Annotated in this window: 28 protein-coding genes; 1 reads left to right on the forward strand and 27 read right to left on the reverse strand. The window is 31.1% G+C overall.

What is annotated here, in order from left to right:
• Positions 1-4: 4 nt before the first annotated feature.
• The 26 genes from CLRAG_RS06405 to CLRAG_RS06530 all read right to left on the reverse strand — a co-directional run bounded on the left by CLRAG_RS06405 (position 5) and on the right by CLRAG_RS06530 (position 21860).
• On the reverse strand, positions 5-1825 hold the full coding sequence (locus tag CLRAG_RS06405) for a fused FliR family export protein/FlhB family type III secretion system protein (protein ID WP_065077625.1): 1821 nt from the start codon (positions 1823-1825) through the stop codon (positions 5-7).
• Between the two features lie 34 nt (positions 1826-1859).
• On the reverse strand, positions 1860-2129 hold the full coding sequence (fliQ, locus tag CLRAG_RS06410) for a flagellar biosynthesis protein FliQ (RefSeq protein WP_065077626.1): 270 nt from the start codon (positions 2127-2129) through the stop codon (positions 1860-1862).
• A 10-nt stretch (positions 2130-2139) separates the two neighbouring features.
• Positions 2140-2940 carry a flagellar type III secretion system pore protein FliP gene (gene fliP, locus CLRAG_RS06415; protein ID WP_154104945.1) on the reverse strand — a complete coding sequence of 267 codons (801 nt, stop codon included), beginning with the start codon at positions 2938-2940 and terminating at the stop codon, positions 2140-2142.
• Positions 2937-3341 (reverse strand): flagellar biosynthetic protein FliO, encoded by a 405-nt coding sequence (locus CLRAG_RS06420; protein WP_065077628.1) that lies wholly within the window; start codon positions 3339-3341, stop codon positions 2937-2939. Before CLRAG_RS06420 ends, fliP begins: the two co-directional genes overlap by 4 nt.
• 34 nt (positions 3342-3375) lie before the next feature.
• Entirely contained in the window at positions 3376-3900 is a 525-nt protein-coding gene (locus CLRAG_RS06425; RefSeq protein ID WP_065077629.1) for a flagellar basal body-associated FliL family protein, read from the reverse strand.
• 42 nt (positions 3901-3942) lie between these two features.
• A complete protein-coding gene (locus CLRAG_RS06430) occupies positions 3943-4137 on the reverse strand; it encodes a flagellar FlbD family protein (protein WP_065077630.1) in 195 nt (64 codons plus the stop codon).
• A 258-nt stretch (positions 4138-4395) separates the two neighbouring features.
• Entirely contained in the window at positions 4396-5343 is a 948-nt protein-coding gene (locus CLRAG_RS06435) for a flagellar hook-basal body protein (RefSeq protein ID WP_065077631.1), read from the reverse strand.
• An 88-nt stretch (positions 5344-5431) separates the two neighbouring features.
• Positions 5432-5836: a TIGR02530 family flagellar biosynthesis protein gene (locus tag CLRAG_RS06440; RefSeq protein WP_065077632.1), complete on the reverse strand. Its 405-nt coding sequence runs from the start codon at positions 5834-5836 to the stop codon at positions 5432-5434.
• 18 nt (positions 5837-5854) lie between these two features.
• The gene (locus CLRAG_RS06445; RefSeq protein ID WP_083985579.1) at positions 5855-6574 is read right to left on the reverse strand and encodes a flagellar hook assembly protein FlgD; all 720 of its coding nucleotides are present in this window, start codon (positions 6572-6574) and stop codon (positions 5855-5857) included.
• Positions 6575-6603: 29 nt separating this feature from the next.
• Positions 6604-8178: a flagellar hook-length control protein FliK gene (locus CLRAG_RS06450; protein WP_065077633.1), complete on the reverse strand. Its 1575-nt coding sequence runs from the start codon at positions 8176-8178 to the stop codon at positions 6604-6606.
• A 28-nt stretch (positions 8179-8206) separates the two neighbouring features.
• Positions 8207-8644, reverse strand: a complete 438-nt coding sequence (fliJ, locus tag CLRAG_RS06455; protein ID WP_065077634.1) for a flagellar export protein FliJ — start codon at positions 8642-8644, stop codon at positions 8207-8209.
• A gap of 56 nt (positions 8645-8700) precedes the next feature.
• A complete protein-coding gene (gene fliI / locus CLRAG_RS06460; RefSeq protein WP_065077635.1) occupies positions 8701-10008 on the reverse strand; it encodes a flagellar protein export ATPase FliI in 1308 nt (435 codons plus the stop codon).
• 26 nt (positions 10009-10034) lie between these two features.
• On the reverse strand, positions 10035-10808 hold the full coding sequence (locus tag CLRAG_RS06465; RefSeq protein WP_065077636.1) for a FliH/SctL family protein: 774 nt from the start codon (positions 10806-10808) through the stop codon (positions 10035-10037).
• A complete protein-coding gene (gene fliG / locus CLRAG_RS06470) occupies positions 10792-11808 on the reverse strand; it encodes a flagellar motor switch protein FliG (protein WP_065077637.1) in 1017 nt (338 codons plus the stop codon). Before fliG ends, CLRAG_RS06465 begins: the two co-directional genes overlap by 17 nt.
• A gap of 4 nt (positions 11809-11812) precedes the next feature.
• Complete coding sequence (fliF, locus tag CLRAG_RS06475) at positions 11813-13411, reverse strand: flagellar basal-body MS-ring/collar protein FliF (protein ID WP_065077638.1); 1599 nt, start codon at positions 13409-13411, stop codon at positions 11813-11815.
• 17 nt (positions 13412-13428) lie between these two features.
• Positions 13429-13767, reverse strand: coding sequence for a flagellar hook-basal body complex protein FliE (fliE, locus tag CLRAG_RS06480; RefSeq protein ID WP_065077639.1), 339 nt, complete (start codon positions 13765-13767; stop codon positions 13429-13431).
• A gap of 11 nt (positions 13768-13778) precedes the next feature.
• Positions 13779-14210 carry a flagellar basal body rod protein FlgC gene (flgC, locus tag CLRAG_RS06485; RefSeq protein ID WP_065077640.1) on the reverse strand — a complete coding sequence of 144 codons (432 nt, stop codon included), beginning with the start codon at positions 14208-14210 and terminating at the stop codon, positions 13779-13781.
• A 12-nt stretch (positions 14211-14222) separates the two neighbouring features.
• On the reverse strand, positions 14223-14624 hold the full coding sequence (gene flgB / locus CLRAG_RS06490; protein ID WP_065077641.1) for a flagellar basal body rod protein FlgB: 402 nt from the start codon (positions 14622-14624) through the stop codon (positions 14223-14225).
• Between the two features lie 324 nt (positions 14625-14948).
• Positions 14949-15797 (reverse strand): flagellin N-terminal helical domain-containing protein, encoded by an 849-nt coding sequence (locus CLRAG_RS06495; RefSeq protein ID WP_065077642.1) that lies wholly within the window; start codon positions 15795-15797, stop codon positions 14949-14951.
• Between the two features lie 496 nt (positions 15798-16293).
• Entirely contained in the window at positions 16294-16632 is a 339-nt protein-coding gene (locus tag CLRAG_RS06500; RefSeq protein ID WP_065077643.1) for a hypothetical protein, read from the reverse strand.
• A 212-nt stretch (positions 16633-16844) separates the two neighbouring features.
• Entirely contained in the window at positions 16845-18854 is a 2010-nt protein-coding gene (locus CLRAG_RS06505; protein ID WP_065077644.1) for a methyl-accepting chemotaxis protein, read from the reverse strand.
• A 481-nt stretch (positions 18855-19335) separates the two neighbouring features.
• On the reverse strand, positions 19336-19668 hold the full coding sequence (locus CLRAG_RS06510; RefSeq protein WP_065077645.1) for a single-stranded DNA-binding protein: 333 nt from the start codon (positions 19666-19668) through the stop codon (positions 19336-19338).
• A 113-nt stretch (positions 19669-19781) separates the two neighbouring features.
• Positions 19782-20213 carry a dUTP diphosphatase gene (gene dut, locus CLRAG_RS06515; RefSeq protein WP_065077646.1) on the reverse strand — a complete coding sequence of 144 codons (432 nt, stop codon included), beginning with the start codon at positions 20211-20213 and terminating at the stop codon, positions 19782-19784.
• Positions 20214-20368: 155 nt separating this feature from the next.
• Positions 20369-20743: a carbonic anhydrase gene (locus tag CLRAG_RS06520; protein ID WP_065077647.1), complete on the reverse strand. Its 375-nt coding sequence runs from the start codon at positions 20741-20743 to the stop codon at positions 20369-20371.
• Positions 20744-20860: 117 nt separating this feature from the next.
• Positions 20861-21223, reverse strand: coding sequence for a YopX family protein (locus CLRAG_RS06525; protein WP_065077648.1), 363 nt, complete (start codon positions 21221-21223; stop codon positions 20861-20863).
• Between the two features lie 73 nt (positions 21224-21296).
• Complete coding sequence (locus CLRAG_RS06530; RefSeq protein WP_065077649.1) at positions 21297-21860, reverse strand: DUF3867 domain-containing protein; 564 nt, start codon at positions 21858-21860, stop codon at positions 21297-21299.
• A 270-nt stretch (positions 21861-22130) separates the two neighbouring features.
• On the opposite strand from CLRAG_RS06530, the gene CLRAG_RS06535 reads away from it, so the two are divergent.
• Positions 22131-22595, forward strand: coding sequence for a DUF441 domain-containing protein (locus CLRAG_RS06535; protein ID WP_013237675.1), 465 nt, complete (start codon positions 22131-22133; stop codon positions 22593-22595).
• Between the two features lie 65 nt (positions 22596-22660).
• Here CLRAG_RS06535 and CLRAG_RS06540 read toward each other — a convergent pair whose 3' ends face one another.
• Positions 22661-23959, reverse strand: coding sequence for a homoserine dehydrogenase (locus tag CLRAG_RS06540; RefSeq protein WP_065077650.1), 1299 nt, complete (start codon positions 23957-23959; stop codon positions 22661-22663).
• Positions 23960-23987: the final 28 nt, after the last annotated feature.

Raw genomic sequence — 23987 nt, forward strand, 5'->3', positions numbered from 1 at the left:
AATATCACCTCATCTTGTAAACCAACGCAAGTATTTCCGCCACTGTCTGATACATCTCAGCTGGTATCTCCATATCAATTTCAACCTCTTTATATATAAGCCTTGCAAGTGGCCTGTTTTCAATTATTGGCACATCATTGTCTTTTGCTATTTCTTTTATCTTAAGAGCTACAGCATCTAATCCCTTTGCCACAAGGACAGGTGCATTTTGTCCCTCTTCATATTTTAAAGCTACAGCAACATGAGTAGGATTTGTAACTACTACAGTAGCCTTTGGCACTTCCTGCATCATTCTTCGCATAGCTAGTTCTCTCTGCTTTTGTCTTCTCTTGCTCTTTATTTGTGGATCTCCTTCATCCTGTTTAAATTCTTCTTTGATTTCCTGCTTTGACATCCTAAGGTCTTTATTATATTGATATCTTTGAAACATATAATCAAGAATTGCAATTATAAGCATAATTAAAGTTATTCTAAAAAATATACCCACAGCTAAACTTCCTATAGCCTTTGCTACAGCCCTAGAGTCCAATTGTCCTAAGTTTAATATATACATATAATTGTCTTTTATAAATTTGTACCCTACGTATCCTACTATAGACACTATAGTGGTATCCTTCAAAAGTTCCATAACAGACCTAGCAGAAAACATTCTTTTAAATCCATTTATAGGATTTAATTTTGAAAAATCCGGTTTTAAGGTTTCAAAAGTTATAAGCCCTCTTGTTTGAATCATATTTGCCAATACTCCTATCACAAGTATTGGAACTGCTATAGGTAGAAAAACTATAGCTATTCTCCATATGGTTATAAATAGTATTTTATTTACACTACTGTAATCAAGCGATGTATTTATATAGTCATTTAAAAAGGCTACCATTGTGGAACCAAGAGATGTTCCAACATATCCTCCTAGAACTGCTATAACTAAAGTTGATGCAAGCAGTGTCATAGTAAGTCCTATTTCTTTACTTCTAGCTATCTGACCTTTTTTTCTAGAATCACTTTTCTTTTTAGGAGTAGCCTCTTCTGTCTTATCATCCTTTGCAAATATTAAAAGCACTGGTAACGCCTTATAAAAAGCATCTATAGAATTAGGTATAGCTGTAAATAAATGTTCTATTAATTTAAGAAAAATTGGAAGTGCAAAACAAAATGATGCAAACCCTATAAGTACTTTAATAGGCAATCCCAATATCATTATATTTAACTGTGGAACTGTTCTAGCTATAAGTGACATTGTCAAATCTGTAAATAGGAGTATTAAAACTATAGGTATTCCTATTTGAATTGCAATGCCAAAGTACTCTATAAAGGCTTTAAAAATTATATTAATTGAATCTTGATTTAAAAAGAAACTTCCAAGTTTTATTACACTAAAACTTTGAATTAAAGATTTTATAAGCATATGGTGTCCATCTACTATAAAGAAAATAACCAAACTAAACCAATAAAGTAAACGCTCAATTAAAGTCGTATTACTATTTGAAGTAGGATCAAACATACTAACCATAGCAAATCCCATTTGCATATCCATAAGGCTTCCCGCTATTCTCACCATAGAAAAACATAAGCTAGTTAAAAATCCAAGGGTAAGACCTGCTGCCGCTTCATTTAAGCAATTCATTACAAAAAACATAGTATTATCTATACTGCTTATGGAAGCATAATCTATACCTGGCATCAATATATATGCCATAACTACTGTGAGTCCCACTTTAACTACATTTGGAATTCCACTTGGAAAAAATATTGGAACCAATACGAAAAAAGAAAAAATTCTTATTGATACTAAAATTAAGGCGGTAAAATATAATGTATTTATCAATTTATTCCACTCCAATTATACTTTGCAGCAATGTTCATTGTGTTATATGGGATATATACGTAAAAATTCTCTCAGTAAAAGCTACTATTTGCTGTAACATCCAGCTTCCTGAAATAAGTCCTATTACAGCTACTGCAATAAGCTTAGGAACAAAAGTAAGTGTTTGTTCCTGTATCTGAGTAGTGGCTTGAAATATACTTATTATAAGACCTACCACTACTGAAACTATAAGTATAGGAGCTCCTACCATAAGTCCCGTTTGTACTGCATCTTTTATAATACTAATTACCATGTTTTCACTCATTCAATTCACCTCATGAAAAGCCTATAATTAAAGATTTTACAAGTAAATACCATCCATCTACCATTACAAATAAAAGTAGTTTAAATGCCAGAGATATCATAGTTGGTGGAAGCATGAACATTCCCATAGCCATAAGCACACTCGATACCACCATATCTATTACCATAAACGGTATATATATTAAGAATCCTATTTTAAAGGCAGTTTTAAGTTCACTTATCATATAGGCCGGAACTACTACATAGAGTGGAGCGTTTTGTCCATCTGCAGTAACCTTATAATTTAATTTAGCTTGATCTATAAATAGCTGTAAATCTTTTTTATATGTCTGCTTAAGCATGAAACTTCTAATTGGTTTAGCCCCTTCATTTATTGCCTGTTCCTGGGTTATTTTATTTTGCATATAAGGTACGATAGCATTTGTGTTTATTTTTGAATAAACAGGATACATAATAAAAATTGTCATAAATAGTGCAAGTCCAATCAAAATTGAATTTGGAGGTGACTGCTGTGTTCCCATGGCACTTCTCAAAAAACCAAATACAACTATAATTCTTACAAAACTTGTCATCATCATTGCAAAAGATGGAAGCAATGTTATAATTGTCAGAAATATAAGCAATTTTATATTTTGTACATACTGCTGTGGAGTAGAAGTACCTGCATTATCCATAGATACATTTATATTTGGTATTGGCATTGCCTGTGATGCATCTGGAGCTGCATATACACTATGTGCTTTGAAAACAAGAATGACAAATATTAAAATTGAAATAGTTATAAAAATCTTTTTATCTCTACTGTTCATCATTTATCTTCCTTTTTATCTATAAGTTTTTTTAAAGTTAACTTGTCACTTGCTCTTTTAACTAATTGCTCCATTCCTGATCTTGTATAAAAATCTTTTAAATTTTTATATTCTGGTATAGTACTTCTATTTTTAAACTTCGAAATTTCTTCTTCATTCAATTCATATATTATTTCAATTTTTCCTGATGCAGAAGATACAACATGCATTTTTTCTCCTATTTTTACTACAAGTAAACTATTTTCTTTTGACAGTTGTTCTCTTTCCATTATTCTTATAAATTTACCCTTTTGAACATTCTTAAGTTTTTCTCCACCATATTTTGCAGAAATATATATTAAAAAAATTACAAATAGAAGAGCTATTACTGTTCTAAAAATCATCCACATAAATTGTAAATCCATTTATATTCTCCTTTAGGATAAACTTACAAAAGTATTATTGAATTACAATGTCTGTAAAATATACATTGTTTAGTTGTCCTTTTTCCAGCATAGGATTTATTTTTTGAATTATTTCCAATTTTATATTGTTCATATTTTTAGCACTTATATCTGCTGCTTTCTTTGTTCTTAAAATTTGAATAACCGCATCGGTTACAATTGGTTTTTTGGCAGTCAATTCAGATGTAAGCTTTTTTTCATTAAATCCTAAGTAAACTGCAACCTTTAAATATCTGTTTCCACCTTCATCTGCCAGGTTCACCGTAATCTCATCAAGTTGAAAAGTTTGGGAAGATACAACCTGATCTAATGAATTTACAACTGTTCCAGTAGTTTGTCCATTATTTACAACCTGCTGAGTATTAAGCTGTTGTACAGTATTTTTAGTAGTGTTTTTTTTGTCTTTTAGAAAAGTATTATATCCAAAAAAGGCTCCTCCTGCTACCACCGCCAATATTAATATACCTATAGCAATAATTTTAATTTTAGATGAGCCTTTTTTTTCTGCTTTATTTTCCATAGTGTATCCCCCTTACTTAATTCACAATTCACAATGCACAATTCATTGAAAATTTCCTGTGTATATTTTTCTTTTATATTTTATAACTTTTTCTACTATTTCATCATTAGATTCTTTTACTAAATATTTTTTGCCATTAGTTAAAGTTATTAAACTTTCAGGTATAGCTTCTAATTTTTCTATAATATCTGCATTTACGATAAATTCTTTATTGTCGAGTCCAGTTAATCTTATCATAAAAGTCCTCCTAAATGTACTGTTATATATTATATTATAATTCCAATTTGAGTTGATATGTACAATTTTTTCATTTAACAAGGATTTAAAACGTCTCTATTATTCTAAAATGTAATTTTTTAGTGATAAGTGACATCTTTTCACTAACTTTGTCACTTATCACCTTTTACTAAAGAACAAATAACAAAGAATAAATAACAAATTAATGATAATAATTATTTGAACTTTGATATTTGAACTTTCAACTTTAATTAATGTCTATCTCTTTAAGTTAATTAAATCTTCAAGTATAGTATCATCTGTAGTTATTATTTTTCCATTGGCTTGAAAAGCTCTAGTAGCTACTATCATATCCGTAAATTGTTGTGCCAAATCCACATTTGACATTTCAAGGGCTCCTTGATTAAGAGAGCCATAATTTTTACCAGGGGTTCCGTAAGCTGCATCGCCTGAGTTTGGAGATGATTCATATAGGTTCCCTCCATCCTTTACAAGGCCACCTTCATTTTGAAAAGAAGCTAACGCTATTTGCCCCACATTATATGAAACACCACCAGCAGTTTTTACAGTTATAATTCCTGTTGATGGCCCTACAGACCAAGAAGTAACCTTCTCCTTAGTAGCATCAGTAGGAGTATCTTCAGCTTCACCGCTATCATTATAATACTGAGCAATTTTAAGACATTTTGTTGGTGGCTTATTAGCAGTATCTGTACTAGTAGTATTGTCAGAACTTACATCATATCCCATAACATGATATCCAGCTTGGGTCAAAAGATTACCTGCTTCATCTAAGGTAAAGGCTCCATCTCTTGTATAATAATAACTTTTAGTAGTAGTATCCGTGCTGCCACTAGTATTGTCGCCACTAGTATCTCCATCAGGACTAACTACAAAATAGCTTCCTCCCTTATTTGCCATAAAATCCAAACTTCTATTGGTAGTCTGGGTACTTCCTGCAGTAAAATCCGTATTTATACCTGCCATTTTAACTCCAAGGCCACTTTGTCTTCCATTTATTCCTCCAAGACCACCACTTACTGGTGCACTTGGATCGGAAAGATTTTGACTCAGCATATCTTCAAAAATCATATTTTTAGATTTAAAACCCGTAGTAGATGAATTCGCTATGTTATCTGACGTTACATTTAACTTTTGCTGATTTACTCTAAGTCCACTAATTGCTGTGTACAATGATGGTAACATATTTTTTCCTCCAATTTTTTATTAATATATTGTTGTCCTGCTTCCTTCACTCCACAGAACATGGCTTCCACTTAGGTCCAGCCATTTTTTATACTATTATTAAACTATCTATGTTAGTAAATATATTGTCGTTACTTGAATTCTTATCCAGCGCTGTAATTACTGTTCTATTTTTTATAGATGTAATAAATATTGAATTTTTATAAAGTAGAGCAGATTCACTGCATCCTCTATTTTCTGCCTTATTTATAGCAGAATTTATATTTTTCATGTCATTTTCATTTAAATTTATATTTCTGCTCTTCAGCCTTTCTGCTGCATGATTTGATATAGTAAAACTTGTATCTTTGCTAATTTCACTAGTTAAAGTATCTTTAAAGGATATTTTGTCTTTAGAATCATTTAAATTATTTCTTGTACTATTTTTCTCATTACATACTGCTTTTAAATCCGCTGCAAAATACAACTTACCATTAATAACTCTATAGCTCATAGATATTCACCTGCTTATCTATGAATTTTCTACGTCTGAGACGTCCTTAAAATCAAAATCCTTCGTACTTCCATCTGAAAGTTTTACTTTTACTGTTACTCCACCAAATAGTCTTGATACTGATTGAACAATCCCACTATAATTATTTCCACTGGAATCTTTCTCATCTACATTAACCTTTTTTCCTATAAGTGAAGTTGCATTTAACAACATGTTATTACTAACAGTGAAATTAGTTGTATCTCCTAAATCAACAATCTTTTTTGCATCATCTATGTTGAACTTTTCATATTTATCAACTATATTTCCATCTTTGTCTTTTCCCTGTCCCATAAGCACATTAAGCTCTATATCATCTCCATCTTTAATAACTCCAACTACCTGTCCACTTATATTATTTCCCTGCTCATCTGTATCACTAAAAGTCACATATTTATTCATAAGTGAATTTGCAGTACCCATCTTAGTTGAACTATTTAAGTTTGCCATCTGTTCTAGAGATGAAAATTGTGCAAGCTGACTTATATACTGAGTTGAACTTTGAGAATCACTGCTAGTTGGATCTTGATTCGCAAGTTCTGCAGATAGTATTTTTAAAAACATGTTTTTGTCTATATCATTTTTCTTTTTAACTACTTTAGTTCCATTTGAAGTAGTATCTGAACTCTTATCAGTAGAAATGGGATAAGAATAACTTTTCTGATTGGTACTAGTGTTATCTGTACCTGGAATAGGCATTTTGTTTTCCTCCTTTACTAAATTTGAAACTAGGCCAGCATATTTACATTGCTGTCACTATAATAGTCATTTTCCTCTGGAGCATCTTCATCTTGTATGCTATTTACGGCTAAATTTTTACTCTTTTTTTCATTATCTTGATTCTGATTTCCATTACTTCCATTTTTGAAGAAAGTTGTGTCTTCATGATATAAGTTCAATGAAAAACTCTGGACTTTTATGTCATTATTCTGAAGTTTATTTGACAAATCCTGCATATTTGAATTTAAAAGATTATAGGCATCTTTGTTTGAAGCTGTAAGAACTGCTTTCATCTTTCCTTCTTCCATAACAAGATTTATAGTTATATCTCCCAATTCCTTAGGATTAATTTTAACAGTTAACTGTTTCACATTATTTAAGTCCATATACCTGAGTGTTTTTATCATATCTGAATTAAAAGTAGCCTTATTCAAATTAAGATTTTGTACATTCTCACCATTTACAAGTATATTGTCTCCCTTAACATTATTAAATTGCGTCATAAAATTAACTGCTTTAGAAATTTTACTGTCCTTAGTATCTTCTCCATCACCGCCTAGTATTTTATTTAATATGTCAGTACTTTTACTGTTACTTCCAGTAGAGTTTTCGTTACCACTTTCACTATTTGAAGAATTTTGAAGAGAGCTACCTGTTGTATCCAAATTCTCAATCATTTGTCTATTTTGATTTATAATTTGAAACAAATTGTTTCCTGATACATTTTTTCCTGAATTTAAATTGTCTGCTAGTTTGGGATTTAACTTTTGTAAAAGTTCAGTGTATATTTGAGATTTTAAACCACTTATATCATTTTCAGTTGAATTTGCAACAAGACCGGATAATTTTGATACAATATTATCTGTTATTTTTTGAGAAAGCTTTTGAGTAAGTTGTCCACTTTTATCAAAATTATTTAAAACATCCACTAAGAAATCAAGTTTCTTATCTACCGTCTTATTCAAAACATCCTTAATATTAGCTGCTATATCTTTATTTGAAGTATCACTAAGGCTTTTGGATATTTCCTGGTTTAAAATAAATTGCAGATAATTTCCTTTTGATGACCCTGACGAATTTTCATCTTTTAAAATGTTTGAAATTTCATCACTCAATTCTTTAGTCACTGTATTTAAAAAATTATTTGATTTACTTTGAATATCCTGATTATTTCCAAATAGCAAACTTAAAAGTGAAAGTACACTGTTTTTATCTATACTTCCCTCTTTAATCTTCTGTTTAATATCTGCTATTTCTTCATCTGTAAATCCAGCTTTTTTTAAATGAGTTTCAATTTTAGAATCATCATTTTGTTCACTATCTATATCATTTTTATTTTTGCTATGGGAATCTGACGATTGTATTTTTGTTGTATTTCTCTCTACACTTACGCTATTATTTTTATCTATAGATTCATTAGATGCTTTATACGTAGTGTCTTTAGTATCCATCTTACTGCTATTATCACTACTGCTGGATTTAACAAAAGAAGCAAAGTCATTATTTTCACTTAAAGAACTTGATTTAACTTTTGGTGCTTGTACATTCATAGAAGACATCAAATTTAACATATTTACATTCATTTATTTCACCTCCTTTCAAAGTAAAAAACTATGTATTTTGAACATTTCTAATAAACCCATAAAGGGCAAATTCATCATTTGCCTTCTGTTCTATTCTATTCTGCTCTTTTATAAAGGCAGTTTCTTGCTTTTCCTTTAAAATATCCACTGTTTTCCTATCTATTTGCCTCTTTTGAAGTTCATTTCTCTTCATATCAACTACTTTTTCTTTATCCTTTAGTTCAATTTGGGCATTATCTATACTGTAAACTAAAGCTTTTAAATATTTATGGGTTATTTTTTGCTCAATAACACTTTTAAAGTTAGACATATTATTGTATTTCTCATAATTAGCTTTTAATAAATCTAGTTTTTCTTTTACTTTCAAGCTTTCTCTTTTAGCCTGCTGAAATTCTCTTTTGCTTTCTTCTTCCTTGTCTATTCTTATGTCAAGTAATTTTTGAAGCCTAAATTTATATTTACCCATATATCCCCCTCTATTCAATTCACAGTTCACAATGCACAATTCACAATTTAAGGCTGTTATTGAAATATTTTTTTCAATCCTTCAACACTTTCTTTAAAGGATGAACTTTCATTTACATCTTGCTTGAGATAGGCAATTATTTTATCGTAATAGGCTACAGCCTTATCTATTTTTTCGCTGCTTCCTTTTACATAAGCACCTATATTTATTAAGTCCTCGGAATTTTTATAAGTTGAAAGCATATCTCTTGCAAAAGAAGCCTTTTTTTTATGATCACTTTCAGCTATTTCAGACATAAGCCTACTTATACTTGCAAGTACATCTATAGCAGGGTAATGATTTTTATTAGCAAGAGAACGGGATAATACTATATGTCCATCAAGTATACCTCTTACTGCATCTGCAATAGGTTCATTTAAATCGTCTCCATCTACTAGTACAGTATAAAAAGCTGTAATAGATCCTATATCTGATGTTCCTGCTCTTTCCATAAGTCTCGGAAGTTTGGCAAATACGGAAGGTGTATATCCCTTAGTTGCTGGGGGTTCCCCAATAGCAAGTCCTATTTCTCTTTGAGCCATAGCAAATCTAGTTACAGAATCCATCATCAAAATTACTTTCTTACCTTTATCCCTAAAATACTCTGCAATAGCTGTAGCTGTAAAAGCTCCCTTTAATCTAACCAAAGCTGGCTTATCTGAAGTAGCACACACTATGATTGATTTTTTCATTCCTTCTTCTCCCAGGTCCTTTTCTATAAAATCCTTAACTTCTCTACCTCTTTCACCTATTAAAGCTATTACATTTACGTCTGCTTCAGCATATTTTGCAATCATACCAAGAGTAGTGCTCTTTCCCACACCACTTCCTGCAAATATTCCTATTCTCTGTCCTTGACCACAGGTTATCAAACCATCTATTGCCCTTACTCCCGTAGGAATTACTTCAGTTATTCTCCTTCTCTTTAAGGGATCTGGGGGCTCTGTATCAAGTGGATAAGGTTCTCCACTTGATATAACAGCACCATCTAAAGGATTGCCGAGCCCATCAAGTACCTTCCCAAAAAGCTCATCCGAACATCTCACATTTAAAGGCATCCTCTCTGGTACTACTCTGCAACCTGGTGAAATTCCAATAAGTTCCCCAAGAGGCATTAAAATTACATTGCTTTCATTAAATCCAACAACTTCACAGGAAATCTTACTATTTTCCTCACTATAAATATGACATACTTCTCCTACAAAAGCTCTAATACCCTCTACCTCTACAGTTAAGCCAATAACTTTTTTCACAATTCCTTCTTGATAATTATAAGTAGCTTCCTTCACTTTTCTATTAAGCCTATCAAAGTTTATAGTTATCACAAAATATCACCTCTAACTGCAGAAACTTAACTTTCATCCTGAATTATCTTCCTTATTTTCTCATAGGCAATATCTATACCTAGAACCATTTTTCCATTATCTCTTTCTATAACCACACTACCTTCCTCTAAAGATTCATCTGGTATTATAAAAATATCACCTTTAAAAGGCAGCTGTTCCTTCCATAAGGTTACTTGTTTCTTGAATTCACTGCAGTACTTTTCTTTACCTTTTATTATAAAAGTGCTGGTTTTTTTCATTTGATTCAAAGCATCAAATACCTGAGCATTTAAACTATCCGCGTCCCTTACCTCACGTTTTAATATACTTTCTACAGAATTTAATATAAATTCTTTTATTTCCTCTTCCTTTTCCTCTAGGTACTTTTTCTTTTCTTCTACAGCTTTATTTAAAACATCATTTGCATTCTGTTTTATCTGATCTCCCTCTGCTTTTGCTTTATCAAAATTTTTCTTATAACCTTCCTCATAAGCAGTATTATAACCTTCTTCTTGACCTTTTGCATATCCTTTTTCATAGGCTTCATCATAAGCTTTTTTGGAGATTTCAGATGCTCTTTCATAAGCCATAGAGAGAATTTTTTCTTTTTTTATACTAGCATCTTGTAAAATAGTTCTTCCTAAATTTTCATAGCTTTTTAAAATAGAATCATCTTTAGTATTTTTTTCATTGGATGTTTTGCTAAATGTTTCTCTTATTTTAAACTCTGTGTGTATTTTTTGTGTTCCGCAATTGTTTATGCTGTCACCTTTTAATATAGCTTTATACGATGATTGCATCTTCTCCTCCTCTTGCCAGAACTATCTCTCCTGATTCATCCAATCTTCTTATTATACCTACAATTTTCTGCTGAGCCTTCTCCACATCCATAAGTCTAACAGGTCCTAAGAATTCTATATCCTCTTTTAATGCAGCAGAAGCTCTCTTTGATTGATTCCTAAATATTGCATCTGCCACTTCCTCAGAACATCCCTTAAGTGCAAGAGAAAGTTCTTTTGTATCCACTTCTCTGAGTACTCTTTGAATAGACACATCATCAAGAGTAATGATATCTTCAAATACAAACATAGATCCTTTAATTTTCTCAGCCAATTCTGCATCCTCTTTTTCAAGGCCTTCAGTAATATTCTTTTCTGTAGTTCTATCTACTTGATTTAATATGTCTACAATAGTTTGGACACCACCAATTACCTTCATATCTGACTTAACTATAGATGATAACTTGTCATCTAATACTTTCTCTATTTCTTTTACAACCATTTGTGAAGTATTACTCATTGTAGCTATTCTAAATGCTACCTCAGCCTGCACATTTTCAGGAAGTGCTGAAAGAATTTGTCCAGCCTTGTCCGCTTGAAGATAACACAGTACAAGTGCAATAGTCTGCGGATGCTCATCGGATATTATATTTAAAAGCTGAGGAGCATCTGCTTTTCTTGCTATAGCAAAAGGCCTAAACTGCTGGGTTGCCTCTGTAACTTTATCCAATATTTCAATAGCTCTTTGACTTCCAAGTGCCTTTGATAAAAGATCTTTAGCATACTCTATTCCGCCTTCAAGCAAATAATCCTTAGCCTTATTCATCTCTATAAATTCCTGAAGTATTTCCTTTTTTTGATCAGATTTTACAGAGTTGATATTAGCTATTTCATAAGTTATTTTTTGTATTTCTGCTTCTGGCAATTTTTTAATTATTCCTGCAGCAGCTTCCGGTCCAAGAGTTATAAATAGTATGGCCGCTTTTTGTACTCCTGTTAAATTCTTACTGTCCCTAGCCATTTTATCACCTCTCATCCTCTGCTATCCATGCTTTGATTATGTCTGCAACTTGATCCGGTTTATCCTTAGCATATTTCTTTATTTCATTCTCCACATGAGTATCTTCTGTTTCATTTTCAAATTCTACAGGCTTAAATTTAAGCTTATTCTGCTCTTTGGTTAAATCATCGTCTCCTATAACAGCATCAATTCCCTGGGTATTACCAAGCTCTTCATCAAACAATTCTTCCTCATCTTCTGCATGTTTTCTTCTCCATAATATAAATCCGACGATAGCAGCTATTAATAATGCTCCTGCTATAGATGCACCTATAATAATCTTATTACGATTTGCCTGGGCTTCAGCCTTTTGCATTGCATCTAAATCCTTCTTTGCATTGTCTTGAGCCGTAGTATCAAAAGGAATTGCCTCAACATTTATAGTGTCTCCCCTTGTTTGATTATATCCTATAGCAGACACTGCAAGATTTCTAATAGAAGTCTTAGTAGCATCATCTACAGTTCCATCCAGTGCAACCGATGCTGTAAGCCTCTTTACACTGCCCGGAGCCTTTATAGTTTTTTGATCTACCTTAGATACATCATAATTTCTCGTAACCTCATTTTGAGTTGAATTGCCACTATTTGTAGTACTTACAGATGTGTTACTCATATTATTATCTACAGGGCTTGTACTTGCATTATTTGTACCACCTGTATTTGTATTATTTACAGTATGCTCACTTACTACCACATTTTTGGGATCATAAGTAGTGGATTCCTGTTGCACTGCATCAAAATCCAAATCTGCATTTACCTTTACTTTTACTTTGTTCTTACCATATATAGGTTCCAGCATGGCAAGAAGTCTTTTTTCCATATCATTCTCATATTTTTGCTGCAATTCTTGTTGTTTTTCAGCAGGAACAGTAGAGTCACTATCCTTGCCATCTTTATTTTGATATAGATCCCTTGAAAGAAGGTTTAACTTATCATCTATAACTTCAACATTTTCTTTAGGTATACTTTTCACACTGCCAGATACTAGTGCTACCAAAGCTTTTGTTTGATCTTGAGACAAGCTTTGTCCAGATTTCAATTTTATAGTTACAGAAGCACTCCCTGGTTGTGTGTCCTTCACAAATTCAGTATTATCTGGGAGTACTAAATGAACTCTTGCATTTTCAATTTGTGGAAGTGATTTTATAGTTCTCTCAAGTTCACCCTGGAGAGCCCTTTGATAATTTACATTCATCTGCTGATCTGTTTGTCCGAAATTGCTTTTATCCAAAAGTTCAAATCCCTGACTTCCATTAGTAAGCTGTACTTCTGAAAGAGTCTGCATTCTAATTTTGTCCACTTGAGCTTTAGGCACTAATATAGAATTTCCCTGTACTTTTGCATCTACTTTATCACTTTGAAGCTGCTTATAAATTGTAGCTGAATCCGTAGCATCTAGGTTAGAAAATAATACCGCATATTTCGTTTTTCCTAAAGTTAATCCCCCAAATATCAAAGCTGCAACAATTCCTACAGCTATAACACTAAAAGCTATCTTTTTATTTCTGCTTAAATCTTTCCACTTGCCTATTAAATTTTTAAAAATCTGCGATATTTTACCCATTTAATCCGGTTCTCCTTCTATAACTGTGTTCTATTTATCTCCTGATATGCTTCAACAAATTTATTTCTAATTTGTACAGCAAGTTCTAATGACATTTTAGCCTGTTCAGCATCAAGCATAACGTTGTGTATATCGTTTCTGTCTCCTTCTACAAATTCCTGGATACTATTATTCGCCTGTACTTGGTCATTATTAACCCCATTTAATTTACTTTGCAGCAAGTTTGAAAAAGAGGCTATGCCATCTTCATTATTTACTATATTATCTTTGGAATCATTTGATACATTTTGTTTATAAGTATTTCCTCCTACTTTATCAAACACAGCAGTATCTGGAGTAAATTCATTTATCTTCATATTTTGTCCTCCTATTTACCTATCTGTAGGGCTTTCGAAAACATACTTTTTTCAGAATTAATAGCACTTAAACTAGCTTCATAAGACCTAACAGATACCATCATATCAGCCATTTCATTCAATATATTTACATTTGGCTTAGAAACATATCCTGAGGCATCAGCATCTGGATTAGTAGGATCATACTCTCTCTTAAAAGGTGAGGTATCTTCCTTTATTCCTACAACTTTTACCCCCATAGGAACATCTTCATAACTTCCATTGCTATTTAAAGCTTTGCTTAAATTTTCTCCAAAAACTGCAACTTTTCTTCTATAAGGTTGTCCGTTTGCACCACGAGTTGTCTCTGCATTTGCCATATTGGAAGCTATTGTGTCCATTCTCAGCCTTTCTGCTGAAAGGCCGCTGGCACTTATTCTCAATGTATTAAACGCTTGAATCATAAATATCCTCCCTTAATTTCCACTTATTACAGTTTTTCGCATACTTAACCTATTGTTTTCGAGGGTTATAAGTGCATCTTGCATAAGCTCATTTGCAGCTTGATTTACAGTTTCGACCTCAATATCTACATTATTTCCATCTGATCTCATACTAGTTGAATCATCTGTATTCGTATTTATTGCCCCATAATCATTACCTAACTTCATATGCTTTTTACTATCCGTTTTTAATTCTAAATTATCTATACTATTTTTGAGATTTTCTTCAAATGTTACATATTTTCTTTTATATCCAGCAGTATTAATATTAGCTATATTACTTGATATAGCCTTACTTCTAGCTGCAGTTGCATCTAATCCTCTTGTAAGCAAATTATTTACCAATTGGTCATTTGACATACTATTTATATTCAACCTAAATTCCCCCTTTCTAAAAATCATCAAATATGTTACAAGTCTTCTCTAAATAATTTAATTTTAAATTCTACTTTACTTTTAATTAAAATTCTTTTCTATATAGATACATTAACACAATTATAAATTATATTCTATATTTTTGTGACATTTTTATAAGTTTATTATCTTTTAATAGAAATATATTGCATATTGTAAATAATACTGTATTTGTAAGGTATTTTATTGTTTCTTATCCTTTAGTGGATAACCTTAGGGGTAAAACCACAAGAAAGATACCTAGGCTATAAAAGCAAGGTACCTTAACTTAATTTTTCAAATCTATTACTTTCTAAAACTTTGTATTATTTGTAAAACATCCTGAGGCAATTTGTTAGCCTGAGCGATCATTGCATTAGAGGCCTGTATTACTATGCTTTCTTTTGAATAATTCATCATTTCATCTGCCATATCTGAATCCCTTATACTGCTGTACGCATCAGTCATTTTTTCATTTAACTCCTGCATATTATCATAACTACTGGTAAATCTATTTTCCAAAGCCCCATATTTGCTTCTCAAAGATACTATTTTATTTAAAGAACTATCTATAACACTTAAAGCACTATCAGTATCTCCGCTCAATACATCTTTTCCTCCACCAGTCTTAATTTTATACAAGTCCGAAACAACACTATCTGATCCATTAGTCAAGTCTATTTGAGGTATATTTACATCGTCCCCAGCATTAGTTCCTACAGTCATACTAATAGTTTTGTTTTGACCTAATAATTTAAATCCATTAAATTCCGTGTCATTTGCCATTTCATTTATTCCATCCAGCATCTGATCTATTTCACCCTGTATTTTTTGTCTATCCTCATCATTAAAAGAGCCATCTCCAGCTTGCAGCGTAAGTTGTCTAACCCTCTGAACCATACTTGTGATTTCATTTAATCCACCTTCTGCGCTTTGGAGCATACTAACACCATCTTGAACATTCCTAGTTACGGTCTCAAGACTCTTAACTTGAATACTTATGTTCTCGCTTTGTACAAGTCCCGTTGGATTATCTGCAGCACTATTTATTTTACATCCACTGGATATTCTGTCTAAATTTCCACTTTGCCTATCTAAAGCTTGGTTTTGGATCATATGCATTATCAAAGCTGGCATGTTATAACTCAGTCTCATAAAATTTACTCCTTTCTACATACGGTAAGCACTTATTCTGTAGTTAATGAATAAAACTTAACCTTATGAATTATTATCGGAATCTCCTATAGAATGCTTTAGATTAAAACATTTATTCAATGAATTAAAATCATTTTCCATATACGTTACATATGAACTAAAAATTACATCGTAATTTTTTTAAAGAACAAAGTTCAAAGCTCAAATATCAGATAAGGTGAGTTTTCCTCCTTACGTCAGAAAACTAATTTATTTTTAAGCTTGTTTTGCTAATGCAAAACATGGCTTAAGCAGGCTTTAAAATCTGTGATTTTCAGATAATTACTTGCTCAGAAAGTACTTCTTAGAAACAAAAAAACATGAGTTTCTTTTAAATTAAAGATTTTTCGTAGTGCATCGGAGAAAAATATTCCTTCACTGTCCTCTGTCAATTGTCAACTGTCCACTAAAAAAGCTTTGCTTTGCAAAGTTTTTAAACTGCGAAAGTTGAATTAAATTATAGTATAGTTTTGTTATAGGGCTCTATCTTAACATACATTTGAAATAATTCAAGTGCATGTTCTTCAGTAATCTGGCCGCTATCTAAATTACGATATAGTATATACAAATTAGCATTTAAGTTAGGATCTACTCCCTTGCTTTCCTTCATCTTTTCTAATATTTGTTCTTTAAGAGGAATATTTTTTTGACTTAAATCTTCTTGTAGTAAATCTAAGAGTTTATCTACTTCTTTCCGCGTAGCTTTTTCTCTAGTAGTAATTCTTATACTTTTTAATCCTGAAACCAATTTATCTATAGACTCTTTAGGTATAAATATCTTTTCATGTTCACTCAAGTTAAATCCCCCTCTTTTATTCCATACTTTTTGTATCTATTAATTTACTTTTTAATTTAATCAAGTTATATATTATATATTATCAATGTACCAAGCATACTGTCAAATACTAATTCCATTAACTTCAATTCGTAGTATAAACAAATCCCCTTCTGTTAATAATTAGTAATGAAGAATTAATAGCAGTACCCTAAGCTAGCTCTTATACACTTTTATTCTACTTTAAATTTATTTACAACATTTATTAAATTCTTTGATGTAGAGTTTAAATTTTCAGCAGATGATGCCACTTCTTGTATGGATGCACTTACTTCCTCTGTAGATGCTGCTATTTCCTCTGTAGATGTAGTGGTGTTTCTTATTAAATTTCCAAACTGATTCATACTGTCCATAAATTCTTTTCTAGATTGTATTGTGCTATTTGCTGAAATAAAAGTTTTATCAACTAAAGGTTCAATCTCTTTAATTGAATCCACTATCATTTCAAAAGATTTCACCATATTTTCTGCCACTATATTCTGCTCATTTATAGATTCTTCAGCCTTTTTAGAATTTACAATAACCTCATTTGAATCACTATTTATATAACTAATTAAATCACTTATTTTTTTAGCTGAATCCTGAGACTCTTCGGCTAAATTTCTTATTTCCTCTGCTACTACTGAAAATCCCTTTCCCGCTTCGCCTGCCCTTGCAGATTCAATAGCTGCATTTAAAGCCAAAAGATCTGTTTGCTCTGCTATTTGTGCTATAACATCAGTTATTTCTCTTACTTTTTTTATAGACTCGTTAAGCTTGTAAACTTTATCAGAAACTACTGTAAAAGAAGAATCTACAGTGACTATTGCCTTTTTCAATGAATCCACTTCATTTTTCCCTAGATCTACTTTATTCACTGCATTACCCGTACTTACCTTTACAGAATTTAATTTATCATTTATGTTTTCCATGTGTTTGTTTACATTTTCTAACAAACTAAACATATTATCTATATACTTTTGCTGTCCTTCAGCACCTTTAGCTAAATCCTGAACTACTGCAGATACTTCCTGGGAAGAAGCTGATATTTCCTCAGAAATTGCATTTAAACCTTCAGCTTGTTGTTCAACATTTGAAGAATTTTTCTTAACATCTTCAACTAATTTCTTTATATTCATATTCATGCTTTGTACGTAATTGCTTATTCTTCCAAACTCATCATTTCTATTTAAAAACTTTTCAGGGATACTGTAAGTAAAATCCCCTTCCCCTACTTTAGCAACTATTACTTTTAACTTTTTTAATATCTTATATGCTGAGTTACCAATTAAAATAGCTACTACTATAGATATTATTATTCCTATAATAACTAAACAGAAAATAAATCTTCTTATACCACTTGTATCACTTATAAATTCAGCATTTTTAGCTGTGCCTACAATTTTCCAAGAATTTTTCTCATTTGTAGTATAAGCATACAGCTTCTCTATTCCATTATATGTATTCTTAAAATAACTAGTTTTATTTGAGCTAATATAGTCCCATTTACTTTTTTTAAGCTCACTGTCTTTCCCTACCTGATTAAAATCTGGATATACTATTATTTTACCTTCTTTATTAGTAATATAAACATATCCTGTGTTTCCTACTTTTATAGAAGCTATATCTTTAGATAAATTTTTCAGAGAAACATCAATAGCAGCTACTCCTACTACATTGCCATCTTTCTCCACAGTTTTTGCTACTGTAATCATAATCTGTGATGTATTTACATCTTTGTATGGATCCGTCCATACAACTTGTCCTTTTTTATTCATAGCGTCTTTATACCACGTTCTTTGTCTAGCATCATATTCTTTAGATGGCTGACGTATGTTTCCATCCATATTTATTCTCATACCACTGAGATCAGCAAAATATACACTTACCATATTTTCATTGCTGTCTTTAGTATTTTTAAGCAATTCTACTGCACTGTTTCTACTCCCATCATTACTAATATCTAAATTTTTCAAAACAGAACTATTGGCAATAACCTGAATCTGACTTTCCATACCGTTTAAAAATTTATTTATAGAACCATTTACATTTATAACAATTTGCTCAGAACTGTTTTGAAACTTTTCATACAATATCCCATAAGATTTTTCATAAATTGATATTCCAAGTATACATAATAATACCGCTGTTGTTGCAGAAATTATCAGTATTAACTTAGTTTTAATACTTTTAAAATTAAACATAAAATATTTTTCCCCCTTAAGTTAACACAAAATTTCAAATATTAATTTCAATTTTTATCTGATGGCTACCTACTATAACACTCCCACACACTCTGTGAAAGCGACTATCATCAAATCAAAGATTTGAGATATCTGCTTGCACACAGCGAAAGCGACTATCACCAAATTATAGATTTGGGATATCTGCTTGCACACAGCGAAAGCGACTATCACCAAATCATAGATTTGGGATATCTGCTTTTCCCACTAAGTAAGATTCATTGATATTTCCCTATCTTTAAGTAACTATGACCAAATTTATACATTTAAAGTTAAAATGTGATTAAAAGTTTTAGAAATCCACTTTTTCACTATATTTTCCTATTATATCATACTCTAGAATAATGTAAAAAACAATAAATAATGCACCTTTAATAGCAATTAAAAATTGGGGTAATCTTTTAATTTTACCCCAACCTATCCTATAACTGTACTTCTTAAATTATGCCAAAGCTTCCTTTTCGCGGTCTAAAAACTGAACCTTGTCTGCTTCTACAGTAGTGAAATATTTTTTTATATCGTCTTTAGTATAGCTTTTAGTAATTATTTTACCATTTACTCCTATAAGTCTTCCTTTTTTTAAATAGGGAAGCATTTTATTTCCATAATTAGTCCAATAGGAAACAGGAATAAAATCTGCTTCTCTTTCTCCAGTTTTACTTACAAAATCTCTGCCTACTGCCAGAATGAATTTAACTACACTTCTATCGTAATTTTCCAGCTGAACCAATTCTGCATCCTTAGTTAACCTTCCAATAAGAGTGACACTATTCAATAGATTTTACCTCCTAGTTATTTTTCTATAATTATATCCAGGAGAGAAGCTTTTATTCATATAACTCAACTTTCGAAGTTTAAAAATAACATGAAGTAATTAATTCTTAACTCTTATCTTGTTCCAGTAGAACCGAATCCTCCTTCTCCTCTTTCAGTGTCACTTAGTTCTTCTACTTCTTGTACATATACTCTTTTCACAGGCTTTATTACCATTTGAGCAATTTTCATACTTTTTTCAACTAAAAAAGGTTCCTGTCCTAAATTAATCATAAGCACTTTTATCTCACCCCTGTATCCTTCATCCACAGTACCAGGTGTGTTTAAAAGAGTTATGCCATGTTTTAATGCAAGACCACTTCTTGGTCTAACCTGAGCTTCTGTATTTGGTGGAAGCTGAATCTTAATCCCGGTAGCTACTAACTTCCTTTCCATTGGTTTTATTAAAACTTCTTCTACTGAAAACAAATCAAGACCTGCATCTCCTTTATGTGCATAAAATGGAGTTACAGCGTCCTCATTAACTTTTTTTATTAATAGCTTCATAAATTACAAACATCCTTTCACAATTAATCTACGTGTTTTTTAACAATTGATAGTTCTTAACTTTTAAGAATATTTATCTATAAGGTGAACTGTTCATATCAATCTAAAAAATTGCTATTGCAACAAGTCCCTTATTAAAATCACAATATAAATACCTAAAGTTTTTCCACTTCGAAATTCTCATTTATCCAAAGACCTATAACTTCAATATTCTTATATAATTTTTTTATTATGCAAACAGACTTTTTTATCTGCTCTAGATGAATTGTCTTATCTACTTTGTTTGCTGCACAGTCATAATGACCTACTACAAATGCAGTAGAAGCTCCATGAGAATTTATGGATATATCCATCTTATACTTTAATGAATTGATAAAATTTTCATCTTCGCTGCAAATTACTTTATCAATTCCTGGTTCTGATATTATATCTACATATTTTACATGAAAATTATCTCTTATCCAATTTATTGCAGGAAGCTGAGTCCTTCCATCCATACAATTTAACAATACAACAAAATCATTACTCAAAGCAATCCACCCCTTATAGTAAAATTAAAATTTTACTATAAGTTTATAGCAGCTTAAAGTAAAAATCAATATAGCTAACTCAACTTTCTCAAATACAAATAAGATTAGATTATTTAATTATATACAAAATATATTGCCTGTAACTATTACATTTTCCTTCAACATTTGGATATACAGATATTCATTTTCTACATAAAAGCCATAGAGTTCAGTTGCATCAGTAATTTCTCCACATTCGCCTATAAATTTTTCAAAAGAATACCTTCCAAATTTCACAGGCAGCTTAATAGAAGTTTTTTCATTATTTATAGATATTATATCTCCCTCAAAAATCTCTCTACCATTCTTATCTTTTAAGCCTGTAAACTCGAGGGATATAAACTTATCTTTTACTTTGCAGCTTTGTTCTGGATAGGGATTTTCACTTATATAAAAACGCTTTTTTTCCTTATCCCATATTTTAAATTTAAATTTTCTCATACTAAATCCCCCCAATCCACATTAAAATATTCCCTATATTGGCCAATATAGGGAATATTTTCATATAATTAAACTAGTATTCAAATTCTTTAACATTTGAGCATAATGATATTTTAAGTTTTTTATCTTTTACTACCTTTTTATAGGAGCACAAAAATTCATTTAACTCGGGATCTTGTAAATCTATATCTTTTTCACTTTTTAAAGTAAGTTTTTCTTCACTTATAAGTATACTAAGACTGTTCAAGGAATTATTTATACTATAAGTAGTTACTAAAGCACTGCCCATGCCTTGCTTATATTTTTCCTGAAATGATACTGTTTTTCTCAAAGATTCATAGTCAACATTTTTATTTACAGAAGGCATGTCAATTCCCATGTCTTTCATCTGCTTTTCTACATCTTCCATATTAAAGCCATATCTTTCCATAAGTTTTTTTTGAATGTTAAATAGCTTTTCTTGTGATATATTATTTTTTTCCATATATTCTTGAATGTCTTTATAAAAATCTCCCATTGATAATTTTCCCTGAGACATATCATAGGAAAGTCCATATACATAATCTTCAAATTTCTCTACATCTTTTTCCCTAGCTCTATTTTTAATTTCATCGAAGTTTACGATTCTATCATCCATAACAAGTTCTCCCCTTAAAAATACATTTTTAATATCTATTAACTAACCCTAATATAACTATTCTATCAAAACATATACTATTATACTATACAATTGAATAACTTTTTTCAATGAAAATTTATTAAAATTATTATAATTTTCCATGAATTATTCTCCTAAATTGCATTTTATTAAGTTGTAAATAGTATATATTATTACTCTGATATTTTGTCACTTTTACTATATGTTATATACTAACCATTGTTTATTATATTTTAGGAGATGATTTAAATGGAATCAACTATAATTTTAGTCATAATTTTAGCAGCTGCAGTTCTTGGAAAAGCAAATTCCGTAGCTCTAGCTGCCTGTATACTTCTATTTCTAAAACTTCTTAATATAGACAAGTATGTATTCCCAACTTTACAGGAAAACGGAATATTCTGGGGAGTAGTAATACTAGTAGCTTCAATTCTAATTCCAATTGCAAATGGAAGTGTGAAATATATAAGTATTAGAAATGTATTTACCTCATGGCTTGGAATATTCGCCCTGCTCATATCCCTTTTTACGACTTATTTAAGTGGTCTTGGCATGCAGTATTTAACTGTACAAGGTCATACTGAAGTAATGCCAGCGCTAATTTTGGGAGCAGTAATTGCCGCTGCCTTTTTAGGCGGTGTTCCCGTAGGTCCTATGATAACATCTGGAATGATTGCTTTGGGATTGAAATTTTTTCACAAAATAGGACTTTAATCTATTAAGGCAGCTGTTACATAAAAAACTTTTTCAAGTAACAACTGCCTTAGGTTAAATTGAATTTATTTAAAATCTTCAATTCTTATAATATTGTCTATTTGCATTACAGATTTCAAATCAACAATTTCTTTAATAGCAGAATTAATCTCTGCTTCTTCTATCTTATGAGTAATCAATACTATAGTTACTTTATCTTTTGACTCTTCCCTGCCTTTTTGCATTACTGAGCGGAGACTTACATTATGTTTTCCTAAAATTGTGGTTATTTCGCCAAGTACACCTGACTGGTCCATTACAGAAAGTCTAATATAAAATTTACTTGCACAATCTTTTATATTTTTTATTTCCCTATGCCATAAATTATTTTTCACTACAGAATTGAAATTTTCTATATCCATATTACTTCTCAATATAGCAATAATATCACTTACTACAGCACTACCTGTTGGTAAGCTTCCCGCACCTCTTCCATAAAACATCAGATCTCCCACTGCATTACCCTTTATAAATATTGCATTAAATGAATCATATACGTTAGCAAGTGGATGTGATTCTGGAATCATGGTTGGATGTACTTTAAGTTCAAGCTTACCTTCATTTTCTTTTGCAATAGCAAGGAGCTTTATTACCATGTTAAATTTTTTAGCATATCTTATATCTACAGATTTAATTTTTGTAATACCTTCTCTATACACATTATCTACATTAATTTTTGTTCCAAAAGCTAGTGATGAAAGTATCGCTAATTTATATTGGGCATCAAATCCCTCAATATCTGACGTAGGATCCGCTTCAGCATATCCCATATCCTGTGCCTGTTTTAAAGCCACATCAAAATCCAACTTTTCCAACTGCATTTTAGTCAAAATATAGTTTGTAGTTCCATTTACTATACCGTATAGTTCTTCAATTTTATTGGCAGTTAAACTTTCATCTATTCCATTTATTATTGGAATTCCTCCAGCTACACTTGCCTCATAGTTAAACATTACTCCTTTGCTGTCTGCTTTTTCAAAAAGTTCATCTCCACCAGTTGCAAGCAGCATCTTGTTTGCAGTTACTATCTGCTTCTTTCTATCCATACATTTGAGCATATATTCCCTCGCAGGATTTATACCACCCATAACTTCAACTACAATTTTAATAGAGTCATCTTCTAATATATCATTAAAATCCGTAGTTACAATTTCATCTGGGACTTCCACATCCCTATGTTTGTTTCTATCTCTTACAAGAATCTTTGCTACCTCTACTTCGTATCCTGATCTTTTCATTATTTCTTTTTTATTAGAATTCAATATTGTCCAAACTCCTGCGCCAACATTTCCAAGACCCATTAATGCTATTCTAACCTTTTTCATTTCGATTCTCCTTTCTAATGCATATTTT

Source organism: Clostridium ragsdalei P11, assembly GCF_001675165.1.
Lineage (GTDB): Bacteria > Bacillota > Clostridia > Clostridiales > Clostridiaceae > Clostridium_B > Clostridium_B ragsdalei.

Excerpts from the sequence above, each read along its gene's own strand:
- CLRAG_RS06430 (WP_065077630.1), bottom strand. The coding sequence starts at position 4,137 with ATGATAAGATTAACTGGACTCGACAATAAAGAATTTATCGTAAATGCA.
- CLRAG_RS06440 (WP_065077632.1), bottom strand. The coding sequence starts at position 5,836 with ATGAGCTATAGAGTTATTAATGGTAAGTTGTATTTTGCAGCGGATTTA.
- fliF (WP_065077638.1), bottom strand. The coding sequence starts at position 13,411 with ATGGGTAAAATATCGCAGATTTTTAAAAATTTAATAGGCAAGTGGAAA.
- fliQ (WP_065077626.1), bottom strand. The coding sequence starts at position 2,129 with ATGAGTGAAAACATGGTAATTAGTATTATAAAAGATGCAGTACAAACG.
- CLRAG_RS06450 (WP_065077633.1), bottom strand. The coding sequence starts at position 8,178 with ATGAATGTAAATATGTTAAATTTGATGTCTTCTATGAATGTACAAGCA.
- CLRAG_RS06420 (WP_065077628.1), bottom strand. The coding sequence starts at position 3,341 with ATGGATTTACAATTTATGTGGATGATTTTTAGAACAGTAATAGCTCTT.
- CLRAG_RS06505 (WP_065077644.1), bottom strand. The coding sequence starts at position 18,854 with ATGTTTAATTTTAAAAGTATTAAAACTAAGTTAATACTGATAATTTCT.
- CLRAG_RS06435 (WP_065077631.1), bottom strand. The coding sequence starts at position 5,343 with ATGTTACCATCATTGTACACAGCAATTAGTGGACTTAGAGTAAATCAG.
- CLRAG_RS06540 (WP_065077650.1), bottom strand. The coding sequence starts at position 23,959 with ATGAAAAAGGTTAGAATAGCATTAATGGGTCTTGGAAATGTTGGCGCA.
- CLRAG_RS06425 (WP_065077629.1), bottom strand. The coding sequence starts at position 3,900 with ATGGAAAATAAAGCAGAAAAAAAAGGCTCATCTAAAATTAAAATTATT.
- fliG (WP_065077637.1), bottom strand. The coding sequence starts at position 11,808 with ATGGCTAGGGACAGTAAGAATTTAACAGGAGTACAAAAAGCGGCCATA.
- CLRAG_RS06445 (WP_083985579.1), bottom strand. The coding sequence starts at position 6,574 with ATGCCTATTCCAGGTACAGATAACACTAGTACCAATCAGAAAAGTTAT.
- flgC (WP_065077640.1), bottom strand. The coding sequence starts at position 14,210 with ATGATTCAAGCGTTTAATACATTGAGAATAAGTGCCAGCGGCCTTTCA.
- fliJ (WP_065077634.1), bottom strand. The coding sequence starts at position 8,644 with ATGGGTAAATATAAATTTAGGCTTCAAAAATTACTTGACATAAGAATA.
- fliP (WP_154104945.1), bottom strand. The coding sequence starts at position 2,940 with ATGATGAACAGTAGAGATAAAAAGATTTTTATAACTATTTCAATTTTA.
- CLRAG_RS06530 (WP_065077649.1), bottom strand. The coding sequence starts at position 21,860 with ATGGATGATAGAATCGTAAACTTCGATGAAATTAAAAATAGAGCTAGG.
- fliE (WP_065077639.1), bottom strand. The coding sequence starts at position 13,767 with ATGAAGATAAATGAATTTACTCCAGATACTGCTGTGTTTGATAAAGTA.
- dut (WP_065077646.1), bottom strand. The coding sequence starts at position 20,213 with ATGAAGCTATTAATAAAAAAAGTTAATGAGGACGCTGTAACTCCATTT.
- CLRAG_RS06525 (WP_065077648.1), bottom strand. The coding sequence starts at position 21,223 with ATGAGAAAATTTAAATTTAAAATATGGGATAAGGAAAAAAAGCGTTTT.
- CLRAG_RS06465 (WP_065077636.1), bottom strand. The coding sequence starts at position 10,808 with ATGCAATCATCGTATAAAGCTATATTAAAAGGTGACAGCATAAACAAT.
- CLRAG_RS06535 (WP_013237675.1), top strand. The coding sequence starts at position 22,131 with ATGGAATCAACTATAATTTTAGTCATAATTTTAGCAGCTGCAGTTCTT.
- CLRAG_RS06495 (WP_065077642.1), bottom strand. The coding sequence starts at position 15,797 with ATGAGACTGAGTTATAACATGCCAGCTTTGATAATGCATATGATCCAA.